The sequence below is a fragment of the Natronolimnohabitans sp. A-GB9 genome (assembly GCF_030848565.1).
Taxonomy (GTDB): Archaea; Halobacteriota; Halobacteria; order Halobacteriales; family Natrialbaceae; genus Natronolimnohabitans.
Genome location: NZ_JAVDDV010000003.1, coordinates 79,405 through 92,864, shown reverse-complemented (window position 1 = coordinate 92,864; position 13,460 = coordinate 79,405). Strand labels below are relative to the sequence as shown.

The following is a 13,460-nucleotide window of genomic DNA, read 5'->3' as shown; positions in this document are numbered from 1 at the left end:
CCGCACCTGATTGCCACGGGCTGGAAACACGCGTCGCCGTACTCCGGTATCAGACCTCGTCGACTACCTGTGAGAAGTCGTCGGTGTCGACGATCTCCATCGTCTGAGCGGACAGCCCGTGTCGGCGCAACGTCAGCGCCGACTTGAACGCCGACTCCCGATCGGCCGCGTCGAAGACGACGAGGAAGTCGTGCTTGCCGAGGATCGCGTACGAGTCGATCACGTCTGCCTCGTGTTCTTCGAACTCGGTCCTGATCTCGCCCCAGATCGACGTGAGCTCCTGTGCGTTCTGCACGTTACGATCGTCGACGTCCACGAGCGAGGCGTACGTGGCCATGTCTCGGCCGAGGGCACTGGCGCAGAAAACGGTTCGCGTGGCAATCGACGGGACGGACGACGCCCATCAGGTGACAACGATACTCGATATCGAGTAAACCGGCTATCTTTTTGTTCGCAGTCGCGCTAGCTCGAGCTATGCGAAACGCGAAGATCGTCTGTACGTTGGGGCCGGCCTCGAGCGATCGGACGACGATCCGGGAGCTCGCCGATGCGGGAATGTCCGTCGCGCGGTTGAACGCGAGCCACGGGAGCCGAGCGGATCGTGCCGAGTTGATCGATCGCGTGCGAGCTGTCGACGAAGCACGCGAGGAGCCCGTCGCAGTAATGGTAGACATGCAAGGCCCGGAGATCCGGACCGCGCCGTTGCCGGACGGCGAGACGGTAACCGTAGAGACCGGCTCCGAGATCCGGTTCCTCGAGGGTGAGGAGGTCTCGCCGGACACGATCGGGCTCTCACTGTCGATCGACGCCGTCGAAGCGGGCGACACCATCCTGCTCGACGACGGGCTGATCGAGACGACCGTCATCGAACGCGAGGACGACGCCGTCCGAGCGCGCGTCGAGACCGGCGGCGAACTGGGCGGTCGCAAAGGCGTCAACGTCCCAGGGGTCGACCTCGATCTCGATATCGTCACTGAGTCGGACCGCAAGGATCTCGAGCTGGCCGCCGAGAAGGAGGTCGACTTCGTCGCGGCCAGTTTCGTCCGTGACGCCGAAGACGTCTACGAGGTCAGCGAGGTGCTCGAGGAGCTAGACGCCGAGATTCCGATCATCTCGAAGATCGAACGTTCGGGCGCAGTCGAGAACTTAGACGAGATCATCGAAGCGTCCTACGGGATCATGGTCGCCCGGGGAGACCTGGGCGTGGAGTGTCCGATGGAGGACGTCCCGATGATCCAGAAACGGATCATCCGGAAGTGTCGCAACACGGGATCGCCGGTGATCACGGCGACGGAGATGCTCGACTCGATGGTCCACGCGCGCCGACCGACGCGGGCGGAAGCCTCCGACGTCGCCAACGCCGTCCTCGACGGGACCGACGCGGTGATGCTGTCGGCCGAGACCGCCATCGGGGACCACCCCGTCGCGGTCGTCGATGCAATGGACAGCATCGTCCGCGAGGTCGAAGGCTCCGCGGAGTACGACGAACTGCTCGAGCAACGCGTCCCGACCGCGGGCGAGGCACGGACTGACGCACTGGCGCGGTCGGCCCGGTTCCTGGCGCGGGATATCGGTGCGGACGCCATCGTGGCCGCGACGGAGTCCGGCTACACGGCACTGAAGACGGCGAAGTACCGCCCCGGCATGCCGGTCGTCGCCTCGACCCAGAGCCACGAAGTGCGCCGTCAACTCGCGCTCTCGTGGGGCGTGACGCCGCTGTACGCTCGTGTCTCGGATCAAAGTGCCGACGCCGTCGTCGAAAAGGCCGTCCAGGCCGCCTTGGATGCCGGCGTCGCCGACAGCGGTGATACCGTCGTCGTCCTCTGTGGGATGATGACCGAACTCGAGGGGGCGAACACGACGAACATGCTGAAAGTCCACGTCGCTGCGGAGGCGCTGACGACCGGGCGGGTCGTCGTCGACGGACGGGTGACCGGCCCCGTCGTCGAACTCACCGACGGCGACCTCTCGGCCGTCCCCGAGGGTGCGATCCTGTCGCTGCCGGCGGAGTTCGACGAGGAGTTCGACGGCGATCTGACGAAGATCGGTGGCATCATCGACGCCCAGCGAGGGCTGACCGGCTATCCGGCGCTGGTCGCCCGCGAGATGGACGTCCCGATGATCAGCGGCGCCGACCGCGACGAGTTCGGCGACGGCGACGTCGTGACCCTCGACGCCGAACGCGGCGTCGTCTACGGCGGGACGATCGGCGAGCGATCCGATCGCGCCTGATACTGTCGGACAACAGGAGTCGACGATCGGCGTGACTCGAGTGGCCCGTCGTCGACGGACCGCGGATTTTTGATGCCGGGGCTGCTACGGTGGGGTATGGCAGAGGACGCGTCCGGAGACGGCGGCGACGATCGATCAGCGCCGCCGACCGAGCCGGACGGCACCCAGTCGGAGACCGACGACCGACAGCCGACCGTAGACGACCGACAACCGACGACGAACGATCGGCAGCCGACCGTAGACGACTGGACCCTCCCGAATCGCGAGGACCGATCCGACGACGACGCTGCGGAGTACCGTATCCCGTTAGATCTCTCCGGAAGTGCAGACGAGACCGACGACGAGTCGACAGAGACAGCCGAGACCGACGACGACCAGTATGGACCGGAGCCGAGCTCGGCACCGGTCGAACCCGGAAATCCGACCCTCGAGGGCGCCATTTTCGTCTTTCTCGGTGCGATCGCGATGTTGCTCGTGTTCTTTCGACTGTTCGGCCTGGTGATGTAACGGCCGCCACCGACGATCGGTAGTCGGCGCTCGGGTGCCCACTGGCTCGACAACCTTTAATCCGGGTGAGAACTTAGCTCGAGGTATGCTCGAACTCCTCTTCGGGAACATGCCACTCGTGCTCTTGGTCGTCGGGCTCATACTGATGGGTCTCGAGGCCATTTCGCCGGGAGCACACCTCATCGTCATCGGCGTCGCACTGGTCGGTGCGGGGCTCATCGGCGTACTCTTTCCACCCGTTGCCAACGCGTTCGTGTTGGCCGGATTGACGCTGGTTATCGGACTCGCCGCGGCGTACGTTTACAACGAGTTCGACTTCTACGGCGGGAAAGGCACCGCCCAGACGTCGGACTCGAGTTCGCTGGCCGGCTCGACGGGCTACGTCACGGAGACCGTTACGCCACGCGACGGGCAGGTCAAACTCGACGAGGGCGGCTTCGCACCCTACTACAGCGCTCGATCGACGAGTGGAACGATCGAAGAGGGAGAAGAGATCATCGTCCTCGATCCCGGCGGCGGGAACGTGTTGACGGTCGAATCGCTGGGCGCGATCGGCGAAGACGAGATCGATCGTGCACTCGCCCGCGGGCAGGCCGACGACGAAGAGTCACAGTCCGAGTCCGAGTCCGAACCAGAGACCGAGACCGAAACCGAAAAATCGAGCTAATCAGTTCGAATCAGCACGATATGTCGGTGAAATAAGAGAACGTTTTTCCCGCCACCACCGTAAGAGCGAACTATGGTCGTAGAAATACCAATGCAGACCACCGGTGGTGCCCTGCTGTTCGTAGGTGCCCTCGTCCTCCTCGTCGTCGTCGCCGCACTGCTCAGTGCGATCGAGATCGTCGACGCCTACGAGAAGCGTGCACTGACTGTCTTCGGCGAGTACAGAAAACTCCTCGAGCCGGGGATCAACTTCGTCCCGCCGTTCGTCTCGAACACGTACCGATTCGATATGCGAACACAGACCCTGGACGTCCCCCGCCAGGAAGCGATCACGCGTGACAACTCGCCCGTCACGGCCGACGCCGTCGTCTACATCAAGGTTATGGACGCCAAGAAGGCGTTCCTGCAGGTCGACGACTACAAGAAGGCCGTCTCGAACCTCGCCCAGACGACCCTGCGTGCCGTCCTGGGTGACATGGAACTCGACGACACGCTGAACAAGCGCCAGGAGATCAACGCACGCATCCGCCAGGAACTCGACGAACCCACCGACGAGTGGGGGATCCGCGTCGAAAGCGTCGAAGTCCGCGAGGTCAACCCCTCGAAGGACGTCCAGCGTGCGATGGAACAACAGACCTCCGCCGAGCGAAAGCGTCGTGCCATGATCCTGGAAGCACAGGGTGAACGCCGCAGCGCCGTCGAGAAGGCCGAAGGTGACAAGCAGAGTGAGATCATCCGCGCACAGGGTGAGAAACAGAGCCAGATCCTCGAGGCCCAGGGTGACGCGATTTCGACCGTGTTGCGCGCTCGCTCGGCCGAGTCGATGGGCGAACGCGCGGTCATCGACAAAGGCATGGAGACCCTCGAAGAAATCGGCCAAAGCGAGTCGACGACGTTCGTCCTGCCACAGGAACTGTCCTCGATGGTCGGTCGCTACGGCAAACACCTGACCGGCAGCGACGTCGCCGAAACCGACGGCCAACTCGAGAGCCTCGAGTTCGACGAAGAGACTCGCGAACTGATCGGCCTCGACGACATCGCCGAGATCATCGGCGAGATCGACGAGGAAGCCGAGATGGACCTCGAAGCGATGGAACAGGAAGCCCAGGCGATCAAGGAAGGAAAAGACGCCGGTACGATCACCGATCCCGACGAGGTCATCGAAGAGATGGATCAGGAGTTCGCGGGCGACACCGACACCAGCACGAACAACTAGCGCACTGAATTCACGCCCGCCGTGAACGGAGAATCCTCTCTGGAGGAGGATAGTCAGTTTTCGGTGAATAAAGCGGAGCGAAACCGGTTTTAGGGCGCGCCGCGTTTCGGGTAGTACGCATCGCATGACAGGATCAGAGCGGGTCGACGACGAGAAACGAGCGACCCTGCGTCGCTTCGCCGCGCTCGGCGCGGCGACACCGCTTGCTGGTCTTTCGGAATCGGCAGCGGCCGAAACCGGAGAGAGCGACGCCCGCGACGCGATCGCCGGCTATCTCTCGCTGACGCCCGGCGCCCACTTCTCGAAGGTCCGAGACGACCTCCAGCTCGGAACCGGCGAGACCCAACACCACCTGCGTCACCTCGAGGAACACGGCGTCATCGAGCACTATCCGGACGGCGACTACAAACGGTTCGTTCCGGCCGGTCGATTCGACGAGTTCGAAAAGCAAGCGCTTGGCTATCTCCGACGGGAGACGCCACGCGGAATGTTGATCCAACTCCTCGAGAACCCCGAGGCGACCGCCGGCGACCTCGCGACGGCACTCGACGTCTCGCCGCCGACGGTTAGCAAGTACGCTGGCGAACTCGAGACTGCCGGTCTGCTCTCACGGGAAGACGGCTACGCCGTCGAACGGCCCGAAACCGTCCTGTTGCTGATCGTGCGTCACGCCGACTCCTTCGGCGAGTCGGCACAGCAACTCGCACGTGACGCCGATAAACTACTCGAGTACCACGGGTAGTATCTCGATACATCCGAGTAACAAGGACTTACTCGGAGACAGCGGTGATTTTTCTCATCGACCCAACGGCGAACCGACGGCGTCGCTCCAGGCCAGCGTCGCTACTCGGGGAGTAGTGTCGAAAGAGAAAATATGACGACCGAAATCGACGTATCGGGGTCTGGTGATCCCCTACGCGAGTCCCGGAAAGCGGATGTAAGGGAACGTTATGCGTCGACCTTCCAGGTCGTGCTCGAGGAGTAACCCCATTTTTCGATCTCGATGTCGAAGTCGCCTTCCTGCAGTGCCGTGATGTTCGATCCGACCTCTTTCGCGGTCATCCCGAGTTCCTGACCGATGAGCCGGGATTTAAAGTACGTCTTCGTCCCCGCGTTTTCCCGAAGGTACTGGAGGATCCGACGTTGCTTGCTCGTGAGGTCGGCGGCCATTGCAGTGCTCATACTCGTATGAAACGGTGGAACGCCCTTAGGGGGTTTGGTACGTGCGGTTAACCCGCCGCCGTCATGCGATTTTACCCTCGAGTAATCGGAGCATAATCGGGTAGAAAGATTTCCTTGGTACGGCCGGTTAATATATGGGATTCGATGAACGTCTCGGTTCGAAGAACTTCCGTATCACGGAACTCGTCTTCACGAGTCGCCTCCGCGCGACTCGTCGGCAACGAACGGTCCGAACGCACACGCGACTGCCTCACCGAGCGCTCGCGTCCGGTCGGTGAGCCCGGCCGTGAGCACGCCGGCGGCACCGTCGGTCTCGGCGATGCCGTCGGTGCCGAGTCGCTCGTCCATCACCGGCCCCAGTTCCCCGCCGTCCTCGAGTCGGTCGGCGACGTCGTCGGGAAGACGAAGCGTCGGTCCGCCGCCGCGTTCGATACGATCACCGTCGGTGACGGCGGCCCACATGATCAGCGCCAACCCAGGCACACCGTCGACCCTGGCGACGCCGCCCTCGAGACCGACGCCGTAATCGGTGTCAGTTGCCTCGAGCGCTCGTCGGGCGCGGTTCTCGGCGCCTGTGACGGTCTCCTCGATCGACCACGGCTGTTCGGGAACGCCGGAGTCGACGCCGACCGGGGTGACCGTCGGTTCGAATCGCTCGAGCGTCCGTTCGACCGCCGCGACTTTGACCGGGTTCGTGCTGCCGACTGCGACCGCAAACTCCATACCGGCAGTTCGAACGGAACGGTTTTGGGGACTCCGATTTGGGAACGCTTCCCAGCTTTAATGTTTTGATCGATAATACTAGTTCCCGCGAATTACCCGGTCTCGAGAGGTGTCGGCTTTCGATTTCGAAACCCTTAACCATCGAGTGTCTGAACCAGGTAGGTAACGAACCCGTCCGGGCTTTTGCAGTCAGTTCGGCCGGTCAGCATTTGCCATCGTATGAGCAACACACCATCGAACACCAGAGTACGACGTACCGAACGCGAAACGACCGAGCGAACGAGCGAAACCGAGACTGAGTCCGAACAAAACGACCTCGCCTGTCCGGAGTGTGCAGGTAACCTCGTCGTCGACGACGAACACGGCGAGACCGTCTGTGAGGACTGTGGCCTGGTCGTCGAAGAGGACTCGGTCGATCGTGGCCCCGAGTGGCGAGCGTTCGACGCCACGGAGAAAAACGAGAAGTCCCGCGTGGGTGCGCCCACGACGAACACGATGCACGACAAGGGCCTCTCGACGAACATCGACTGGCGGAACAAAGACGCCTACGGCAACTCCCTGGGGTCGCGCCAGCGCGAGAAGATGCAACGGCTGCGCAAGTGGAACGAGCGCTTCCGGACGCGGGACTCCAAAGAGCGGAACCTGAAACAGGCGCTTGGCGAGATCGACCGGATGGCCTCGGCGCTTGGCCTGCCAACGAACGTCCGCGAAACCGCTTCCGTCATCTACCGTCGCGCACTCGAGGAGGATCTGCTCCCCGGCCGTTCGATCGAAGGCGTCTCGACGGCCTGTGTCTACGCTGCCGCTCGCCAGGCCGGTGTCCCCCGTTCGCTCGACGAGATCGCCGACGTCTCCCGCGTCGAGAAAAACGAGATCGCCCGTACCTACCGCTATGTGGTTCGCGAACTCGGCCTCGAGGTCCAGCCCGCAGATCCCGAGAGCTACGTTCCCCGCTTTGCCTCCGGACTCGAGCTCTCGGACGAGGCCGAACACCGCGCCCGCGCGCTCCTCCAAAACGCGAAGGAGAAGGGCGTCCACAGCGGCAAGTCGCCGGTCGGCCTCGCTGCGGCCGCCGTATACGCCGCTGCACTGTTGACCAACGAGAAGACCACCCAGGCCGCCGTCAGCGACGTCGCCGACATCTCCGAAGTGACCATTCGGAACCGCTACCACGAACTCCTCGAGGCCGAGGAGACGCTGGGAATGGCCTGATTCTGCGGGACGAACCGACACCGTTTTTCTTTCTCTCGGCGCTACATCGGAGCGATGAGCCTCGAGTTCGACGAGTTCGTCCTCGCCGCATCGACCGCCGACCTCAGCGAAGAGCCCGCCGCCCGCGAGCATGCCGACGCCATCGAGTTTCGGATGGACCTGACCGACGAGCCACTGGAAGCGCTCGAGAACTACGACGGAGAGTTGCCGATCCTGGCGACGAACCGTGCCGCCTGGGAAGGCGGCGAGTGGGACGGTGACGACGAGAAGCGGCTGGAAGTGCTAGCCGAGGCGACCGGGTTCGACGCCGTCGGAGCGATCGACGTGGAACTCGAGGCGATTGGAGACGACGAGATCGGGACTGACGCAGTGCTCGAGACGGCCCGGGAGCGAGACGTCTCGATCATCGTCTCGGCTCACGACTTCGAGGGGACGCCACCGCGAGGCGAGATGGTCTCGACGCTGACCGAGGCGGGCAAGTACGGTGACGTCGCCAAGTTGGCCGTTACGGCGGAGTCGAAGTCGGATACGATCGCACTGCTCTCCGCGACGGAGCAACTGACGTATCACGGAGATACGGTCGCGACGATGGCGATGGGCGAAGCGGGAAGTCACACGCGTGCGGTGGCACCGGTGTACGGGTCGAAAATCGGCTACGCACCTGTAGATGCTGCGGATGCGACTGCGCCAGGACAGTACGATCTCGAGACGCTCTCTGAGCTGGTCACGGCGCTTAACTGATCGTAGCGGAACGTATCGAGTTCGACGACGACCGACGCCGTTCGGAACGAAACCACTTTCGGATATTCCTACACGTGCCTTAAATCAAGGTGACAATACAGTTCTGGCTTAAAACTGATGTACATATGAAGACGGCTGTTCTCCTACGACGTTTATATAGTCGTGACTGTATCGATGAAACGACTTTCACGAGTAACGGTAACAGTAGCAGTGATCGCGCTCCTCGCCGTGAGCGTCGTCGGTGTCGGTGCCACGGCGACCGCGACAGCCGGCCCGGATGCGGAGGATGATTCGTTCGCCACCTCGAACTGGTTGACAGTGGAGGCGGACGGTTCGGACACGGCTGATATCACGTTGACCGTCGACACGACAGCCATCATCCAGAGTGCGATTGACGACGTGTTCTCGAGTCCGTTCAGCGGGTGGAACGATAGTGACGACGCAACCGGCGTCGACGATCGCGATTCGGGGGCCGACGTGCCATCGGACGACGATGATGCAAACGAGGACGACAGTGACGAGTTCGCGGACGATAGCGACACGGACAGATCCGACGGCGATACCGCAGACGACTCTGCCGACGATACACCGGCCGACGAGCCAACCGGAGACGACGCCACACACAACGACTCGAGTGCACCGGCCGACGACGAAGACGCGTCGAGCGAAGACGATGCCGTCGAGGACGACAGCCATGCAGCCGAAAGCGACGACGACACACTCGACCGAGTGCTCGTCGAACGGTACGTCCACCAGGCAGTCAACGAGGAACGTACCGACCGTGGCCTCGAGGCCCTCGAGTTCGACGACGATCTCCAGGAGATCGCACGTGCACACAGCGAGGACATGGCCGAGCGCGGGTACTTCGCCCACGTCGATCCTGACGGAAACACCTTCGAGGATCGCTACGCGGCACACGGCTACGAGTGCCGGGCGTACACCGGTGACGGCAGCTACTACACCGGTGGTGAGAACCTCGCCATGACGTACGTCAACCAGCCGGTCCAAACCGACACAGGTGCGGTCGTCGAATACACCGACGAACGCGAACTGGCCGACGGGATCGTCGACCAGTGGATGAACTCCGACGGCCACCGCGAGAATCTCCTCGCCGAACACTGGAACAACGAGGGGATCGGAATCCACGTGACTGAGGACGACGAGGTGTACGCCACTCAGAACTTCTGCTAACGGTAGCGGCGAGACGACGGTACGATGGAGTGACCCGGTTTCGGTCGGGACACGATCGGCCGTCGAACCATTTTCTTCGGCGCAAAACATCGGTTTTCTCGATTATCTACGGTTTGGGTTCAGTCCCGTCGTCTCGAGGTATCTGCAATACTATAAATTTCTATAACTATAGATAAAATACTATATAATTCCTTATGAGTATATAGTCCCGGCAATTCGTTGGGTCGATGAATACGTCGACCGTATGAATCCTGGTAAACGAATCAAAAATCGGAATGTTAAGGGCCGGGGTCCCCTAGCACCACGTACAATGACATGGCTTCGTGCGATCGCCGCCGCCGGCCTCTCGGTGCTCCTCCCCGGTGCTGGACACGCCGTGCTTCGGGATTGGGTTCGTGCCCTCCTGTTTGCGGGTTTGTACTTCACGACGGTCTGGCTCTTTTTCCCCACCGACCAACTGGCCGCCGCGGGCTCGATGTCCGAAATGATGGACGTCGCCGCCGACATCGATACGATGACTCAGCTGACGATCCTGTTCGTGACGATGATCGCCGCGCTCGATGCGACGTTTCGCGCACTCGGGTTCCCACCGGAATCCGGCAACGGTGATGGGGATGGCCCGAGCTGTCCCGAATGTGGGAAGGCGCTCGACGAGGACCTCGAGTTCTGTCACTGGTGTACGACGCGCCTCGAACCGAAAGCCAACGAGGAGGAACCGACGAAAACGTAACTGACGCTTGCGGGAACTCGGTCACCTACCCTCGCCGACCACGGTACTATCACTCATTCGGGATATTATCACACTGTAGTTCATTCTACGGAGCCCTTTTCTTCGAACGCCGGATACGACGGCTATCACGTCGGTCACCGATCGTGGCCGGCGAACGTGATCTCGAATGCGAAGCCATACCGACCCCGAGACCGAAACCGATCAGAGCGTCGCGACCGAACACGAGTTCGACCAGTACGTACGGTACGAGGCCGACGAGGGGACAGTCATCTGTGACCGGCGAAACCCGTCGGCGTGGATCAGATCGACGGTTCTCCGACCGTGTCGCCGATAGCGACCGACACTTCCTCGCATCGGCCAGCGACGTTCAACTCGACCCGGCTTCGGTCGCGGTTTCGGCCGTTTGCTCGATCGTAATCGCCCAGTTGCCGATGCGGGTGACCGTTCCGTCGATCGGAGCGTGGTGAGCGATGCTGATCCCGTCGGCCGGCCGGGCGATCATCTCGCCGGCCTCGACCTGCTCACCCGTTCCCACGACCGGGTTGCTCGGAGTCACGATTCCCTCGAAATCGGGATTCGTGATCAAGGGTACCTCGACGCGATCAGGACGAAGGCCTGCGGTTGGTTCCGTTTCGTGGACCGATCGTTTCCACGCCGCGGGTGCGAGGACGTTGACGCGACCACCACTCCCGATCCGGTTCTCTTCGACGACCGACTCCTCCATGACGAGCAGGCAGTTCGTCCGCTTGCGGACACCGAACGTCTCGGGTGGGTCCTCGATCTCGAAACACCAGCCCGGTCCGCCGTCGAGGATGACCTCGTTGTCGTCTAACCCATCGGTTCGGCCCGCGGCCTCGAGTAGTCGGGTTGCGGGCGTTCCGATCGGCACTTCCAGAAAGCGATGGGTCGGGACCCGTCCGTCGACGTGGACGAACTTCGTCGTCATCGGTTCGTCTTCGACGAGCGCCCGTCGGACGTTGTAGAGCGTTTCGGTGTTCTGGACGAGCCAGCCGTGGTCCATCGGTAACTCGTCACCGCCCAGCACGGTGTCAGTCACGAGTCGCATGAGGACCGATTCCATCCCGTACTCGTATCTGTCGTCGGTGTAGGCGATCGAAACGCCCGTCTCGTCCTCGTCGACCGGGAGCTCGTCGGGCTCGTAGATCGTCGCACCCGTTGCGGCCTCGAGTTCGCGAAGCCACTCGTCGCGATTGGTGTGTTTGGCGGCGATGACGATTCGATCGAACGCGGCGTCGAGGAGGCCGTCGAAGAGGCCGGCGAGTTCGTCAGTGCGTTCGCGCCCGAGCCACTTGTCCATATAGTAGTTCGGCTCACTCTCCTGGTGATTGACAAGCAGCGAGTCGACTTCTGCGAGGCGTTCCCACTTGGCGTATGTCGGGAATCCGGCGCCGCCAGCTCCTGCTAGCCCGGCGTTTCGAAGCGTCACTGCAAATTCGGGCAGTTCGACCGATCGGATGGTTTCTCGAGTAACACTCATAGCACAGCTAGTGGGACGATAACAAGAACCATAGACCTTGTTCGCTACGAACCCAAAATAATAGACGAGTGGAAAGACAAACCGAATATAGTATAAAATATGGGTTATAGTCGGCGAATCTGCCATACGATCGGTCGGATTCGGACGAATCCGACGCAGGATACGCTCCGAATTGATTCGTATGGGTGACAGGAAATATACAGGTAGAACGGTCGTTACTTTTCGATGATGCTCTCTTCGACGGCCTCGCCGAAGTGGCGTGCCGTGTCCTCGTAGTAGAGGAGGAGTTCGTCGCCGGCCTCGAGGTCGGTCACGGCCGTTCGACCCTCACGGGTGGGAACCTTGATCGTCTCGGCGTTCTGGAGCAGCGTCTCGACGTGGTCGCCCTCGTCGGTCTCTAAGGCGATCCGGAACATCGGCCGTTTCTCGATTTTGACCCGGCCGACGATGGCCTCACGGGTGTTGCCATCGGTGTCGACGACCTGGACCTCGTCACCACTTTGCAGTTCCGAGAGGTACTTCGTGCCGCCGTCGGGCGTGCGAACGTACGCGTGGACGGCACCGGCGTTGACCCGGAACGGTCGCGAGGCGACGTAGGGGGATTCGGCCGTCTCGGCGTGGACGAACACGAGTCCGCGGGCCATCGACCCGACGAGCATTCCCTCGTCGTGGTCGAGTAAGTTGCCCGTATCGACACAGACTCGATCGGCGCTGCCGACGCGTTCGACGTCGAGCACTTCGGCGTACTCGAGGTCGAGACTCTCGCGTTCGGCCTCGTCGCGGACCTCGACGGTCTGGCGGATCTCGTCGGGATCGTCCGAGTCGAGCAGGACGGAGTCAGCACCGATCTCTAAGGTTTCGAAGGCTGTCTTCGCCTCTTCGGCGCTGGTGACGCCCGCGACGAGGTCCGTCTCCTCGCCGATGCGGGCGATCAGGTTCTCGAGGGGGATGATCGTCCAGTCCTCGCCGACGACGATGGTGTGATCGGCTTCCTCGGCGGCGGTCTCGGCGAAGTGTTCGTACTCCTTGCCGAGGATCCGGACGTAGGCGCCACGCTCTAGGTCGCCGTCGCGGCGGCGAAGCGTCGAGAGGTCCGCCGACCCGGAGAAGTCCTCGGGGATGTCGATCGTCGCGTCGCCCTCACCGTCCTTGCCGACGACGACGGCATCAGGTTTCGCCGCCGAGTCCGGCTCGGACTCGTCTTCGGCGTCGACGTCGTCGACCAGCGTCACGTCGCCGTCGGTTCGGAAGGCAGCGACGTTGATGTCGCCGAGTTCGCGTACGCGTTCGACGTCGTCTTCATCGACCAGTACCCAGTCAGCGCCAGCCTCGAGTGCGGCAGTGATCCGCGCTCGACGGTCGTCCCAGTCGCCGACGGTGTCGTCGGCTTTGACCCAGACAGATCGCGTCATATCTCGACCCTCGAAGGGAACCGGCTTGAACGTGGCGAATCCCGCAGGCGACCCGTCGGGCGGTTCGGTCGTCTCTTGCCGACTCCGATGGGACGTTCGACCGGCCGGTCGGTTCGAATCCCGGTTTTATCCGCGGTTCGATCCGACGTG

At 62.3% G+C, this 13,460-nt stretch carries 15 protein-coding genes; 10 read left to right on the top strand and 5 right to left on the bottom strand.

What is annotated here, in order from left to right:
• Positions 1 to 49: 49 nt before the first annotated feature.
• Positions 50 to 337, bottom strand: coding sequence for a GYD domain-containing protein (locus tag RBH26_RS05370; protein WP_306757086.1), 288 nt, complete (start codon positions 335 to 337; stop codon positions 50 to 52).
• Positions 338 to 474: 137 nt separating this feature from the next.
• Here RBH26_RS05370 and pyk point away from each other — a divergent pair, with 137 nt between their 5' ends.
• From pyk to RBH26_RS05345, 5 genes are all read left to right on the top strand, one after another.
• Positions 475 to 2,232: a pyruvate kinase gene (gene pyk / locus RBH26_RS05365; RefSeq protein ID WP_306757084.1), complete on the top strand. Its 1,758-nt coding sequence runs from the start codon at positions 475 to 477 to the stop codon at positions 2,230 to 2,232.
• A 96-nt stretch (positions 2,233 to 2,328) separates the two neighbouring features.
• Positions 2,329 to 2,739 carry a hypothetical protein gene (locus tag RBH26_RS05360; RefSeq protein ID WP_306757083.1) on the top strand — a complete coding sequence of 137 codons (411 nt, stop codon included), beginning with the start codon at positions 2,329 to 2,331 and terminating at the stop codon, positions 2,737 to 2,739.
• Between the two features lie 85 nt (positions 2,740 to 2,824).
• Entirely contained in the window at positions 2,825 to 3,406 is a 582-nt protein-coding gene (locus RBH26_RS05355) for an NfeD family protein (protein WP_306757081.1), read from the top strand.
• 72 nt (positions 3,407 to 3,478) lie between these two features.
• A complete protein-coding gene (locus tag RBH26_RS05350) occupies positions 3,479 to 4,621 on the top strand; it encodes an SPFH domain-containing protein (protein WP_306757080.1) in 1,143 nt (380 codons plus the stop codon).
• 124 nt (positions 4,622 to 4,745) lie between these two features.
• Entirely contained in the window at positions 4,746 to 5,363 is a 618-nt protein-coding gene (locus tag RBH26_RS05345) for a MarR family transcriptional regulator (RefSeq protein ID WP_306757078.1), read from the top strand.
• A 206-nt stretch (positions 5,364 to 5,569) separates the two neighbouring features.
• Here RBH26_RS05345 and RBH26_RS05340 read toward each other — a convergent pair whose 3' ends face one another.
• Entirely contained in the window at positions 5,570 to 5,803 is a 234-nt protein-coding gene (locus RBH26_RS05340; RefSeq protein WP_306757076.1) for a hypothetical protein, read from the bottom strand.
• Positions 5,804 to 5,992: 189 nt separating this feature from the next.
• The gene (gene yjjX / locus RBH26_RS05335) at positions 5,993 to 6,526 is read right to left on the bottom strand and encodes an inosine/xanthosine triphosphatase (RefSeq protein WP_306757075.1); all 534 of its coding nucleotides are present in this window, start codon (positions 6,524 to 6,526) and stop codon (positions 5,993 to 5,995) included.
• 219 nt (positions 6,527 to 6,745) lie between these two features.
• On the opposite strand from yjjX, the gene RBH26_RS05330 reads away from it, so the two are divergent.
• From RBH26_RS05330 to RBH26_RS05310, 5 genes are all read left to right on the top strand, one after another.
• Positions 6,746 to 7,738, top strand: a complete 993-nt coding sequence (locus tag RBH26_RS05330; RefSeq protein WP_306757073.1) for a transcription initiation factor IIB — start codon at positions 6,746 to 6,748, stop codon at positions 7,736 to 7,738.
• 54 nt (positions 7,739 to 7,792) lie between these two features.
• Entirely contained in the window at positions 7,793 to 8,479 is a 687-nt protein-coding gene (locus tag RBH26_RS05325; protein WP_306757072.1) for a type I 3-dehydroquinate dehydratase, read from the top strand.
• Between the two features lie 174 nt (positions 8,480 to 8,653).
• On the top strand, positions 8,654 to 9,670 hold the full coding sequence (locus RBH26_RS05320; protein WP_306757071.1) for a CAP domain-containing protein: 1,017 nt from the start codon (positions 8,654 to 8,656) through the stop codon (positions 9,668 to 9,670).
• Positions 9,671 to 9,980: 310 nt separating this feature from the next.
• Positions 9,981 to 10,400 carry a zinc ribbon domain-containing protein gene (locus tag RBH26_RS05315; RefSeq protein WP_306757069.1) on the top strand — a complete coding sequence of 140 codons (420 nt, stop codon included), beginning with the start codon at positions 9,981 to 9,983 and terminating at the stop codon, positions 10,398 to 10,400.
• Between the two features lie 166 nt (positions 10,401 to 10,566).
• Positions 10,567 to 10,734 carry a hypothetical protein gene (locus RBH26_RS05310; protein WP_306757067.1) on the top strand — a complete coding sequence of 56 codons (168 nt, stop codon included), beginning with the start codon at positions 10,567 to 10,569 and terminating at the stop codon, positions 10,732 to 10,734.
• A 33-nt stretch (positions 10,735 to 10,767) separates the two neighbouring features.
• On the opposite strand, the gene RBH26_RS05305 is transcribed toward RBH26_RS05310, so the two are convergent.
• Together RBH26_RS05305 and RBH26_RS05300 are read right to left on the bottom strand one after the other, a co-directional pair.
• On the bottom strand, positions 10,768 to 11,898 hold the full coding sequence (locus RBH26_RS05305) for an NADH dehydrogenase subunit (protein ID WP_306757065.1): 1,131 nt from the start codon (positions 11,896 to 11,898) through the stop codon (positions 10,768 to 10,770).
• A 215-nt stretch (positions 11,899 to 12,113) separates the two neighbouring features.
• The gene (locus RBH26_RS05300) at positions 12,114 to 13,310 is read right to left on the bottom strand and encodes a 3-dehydroquinate synthase II (RefSeq protein ID WP_306757063.1); all 1,197 of its coding nucleotides are present in this window, start codon (positions 13,308 to 13,310) and stop codon (positions 12,114 to 12,116) included.
• Positions 13,311 to 13,460: the final 150 nt, after the last annotated feature.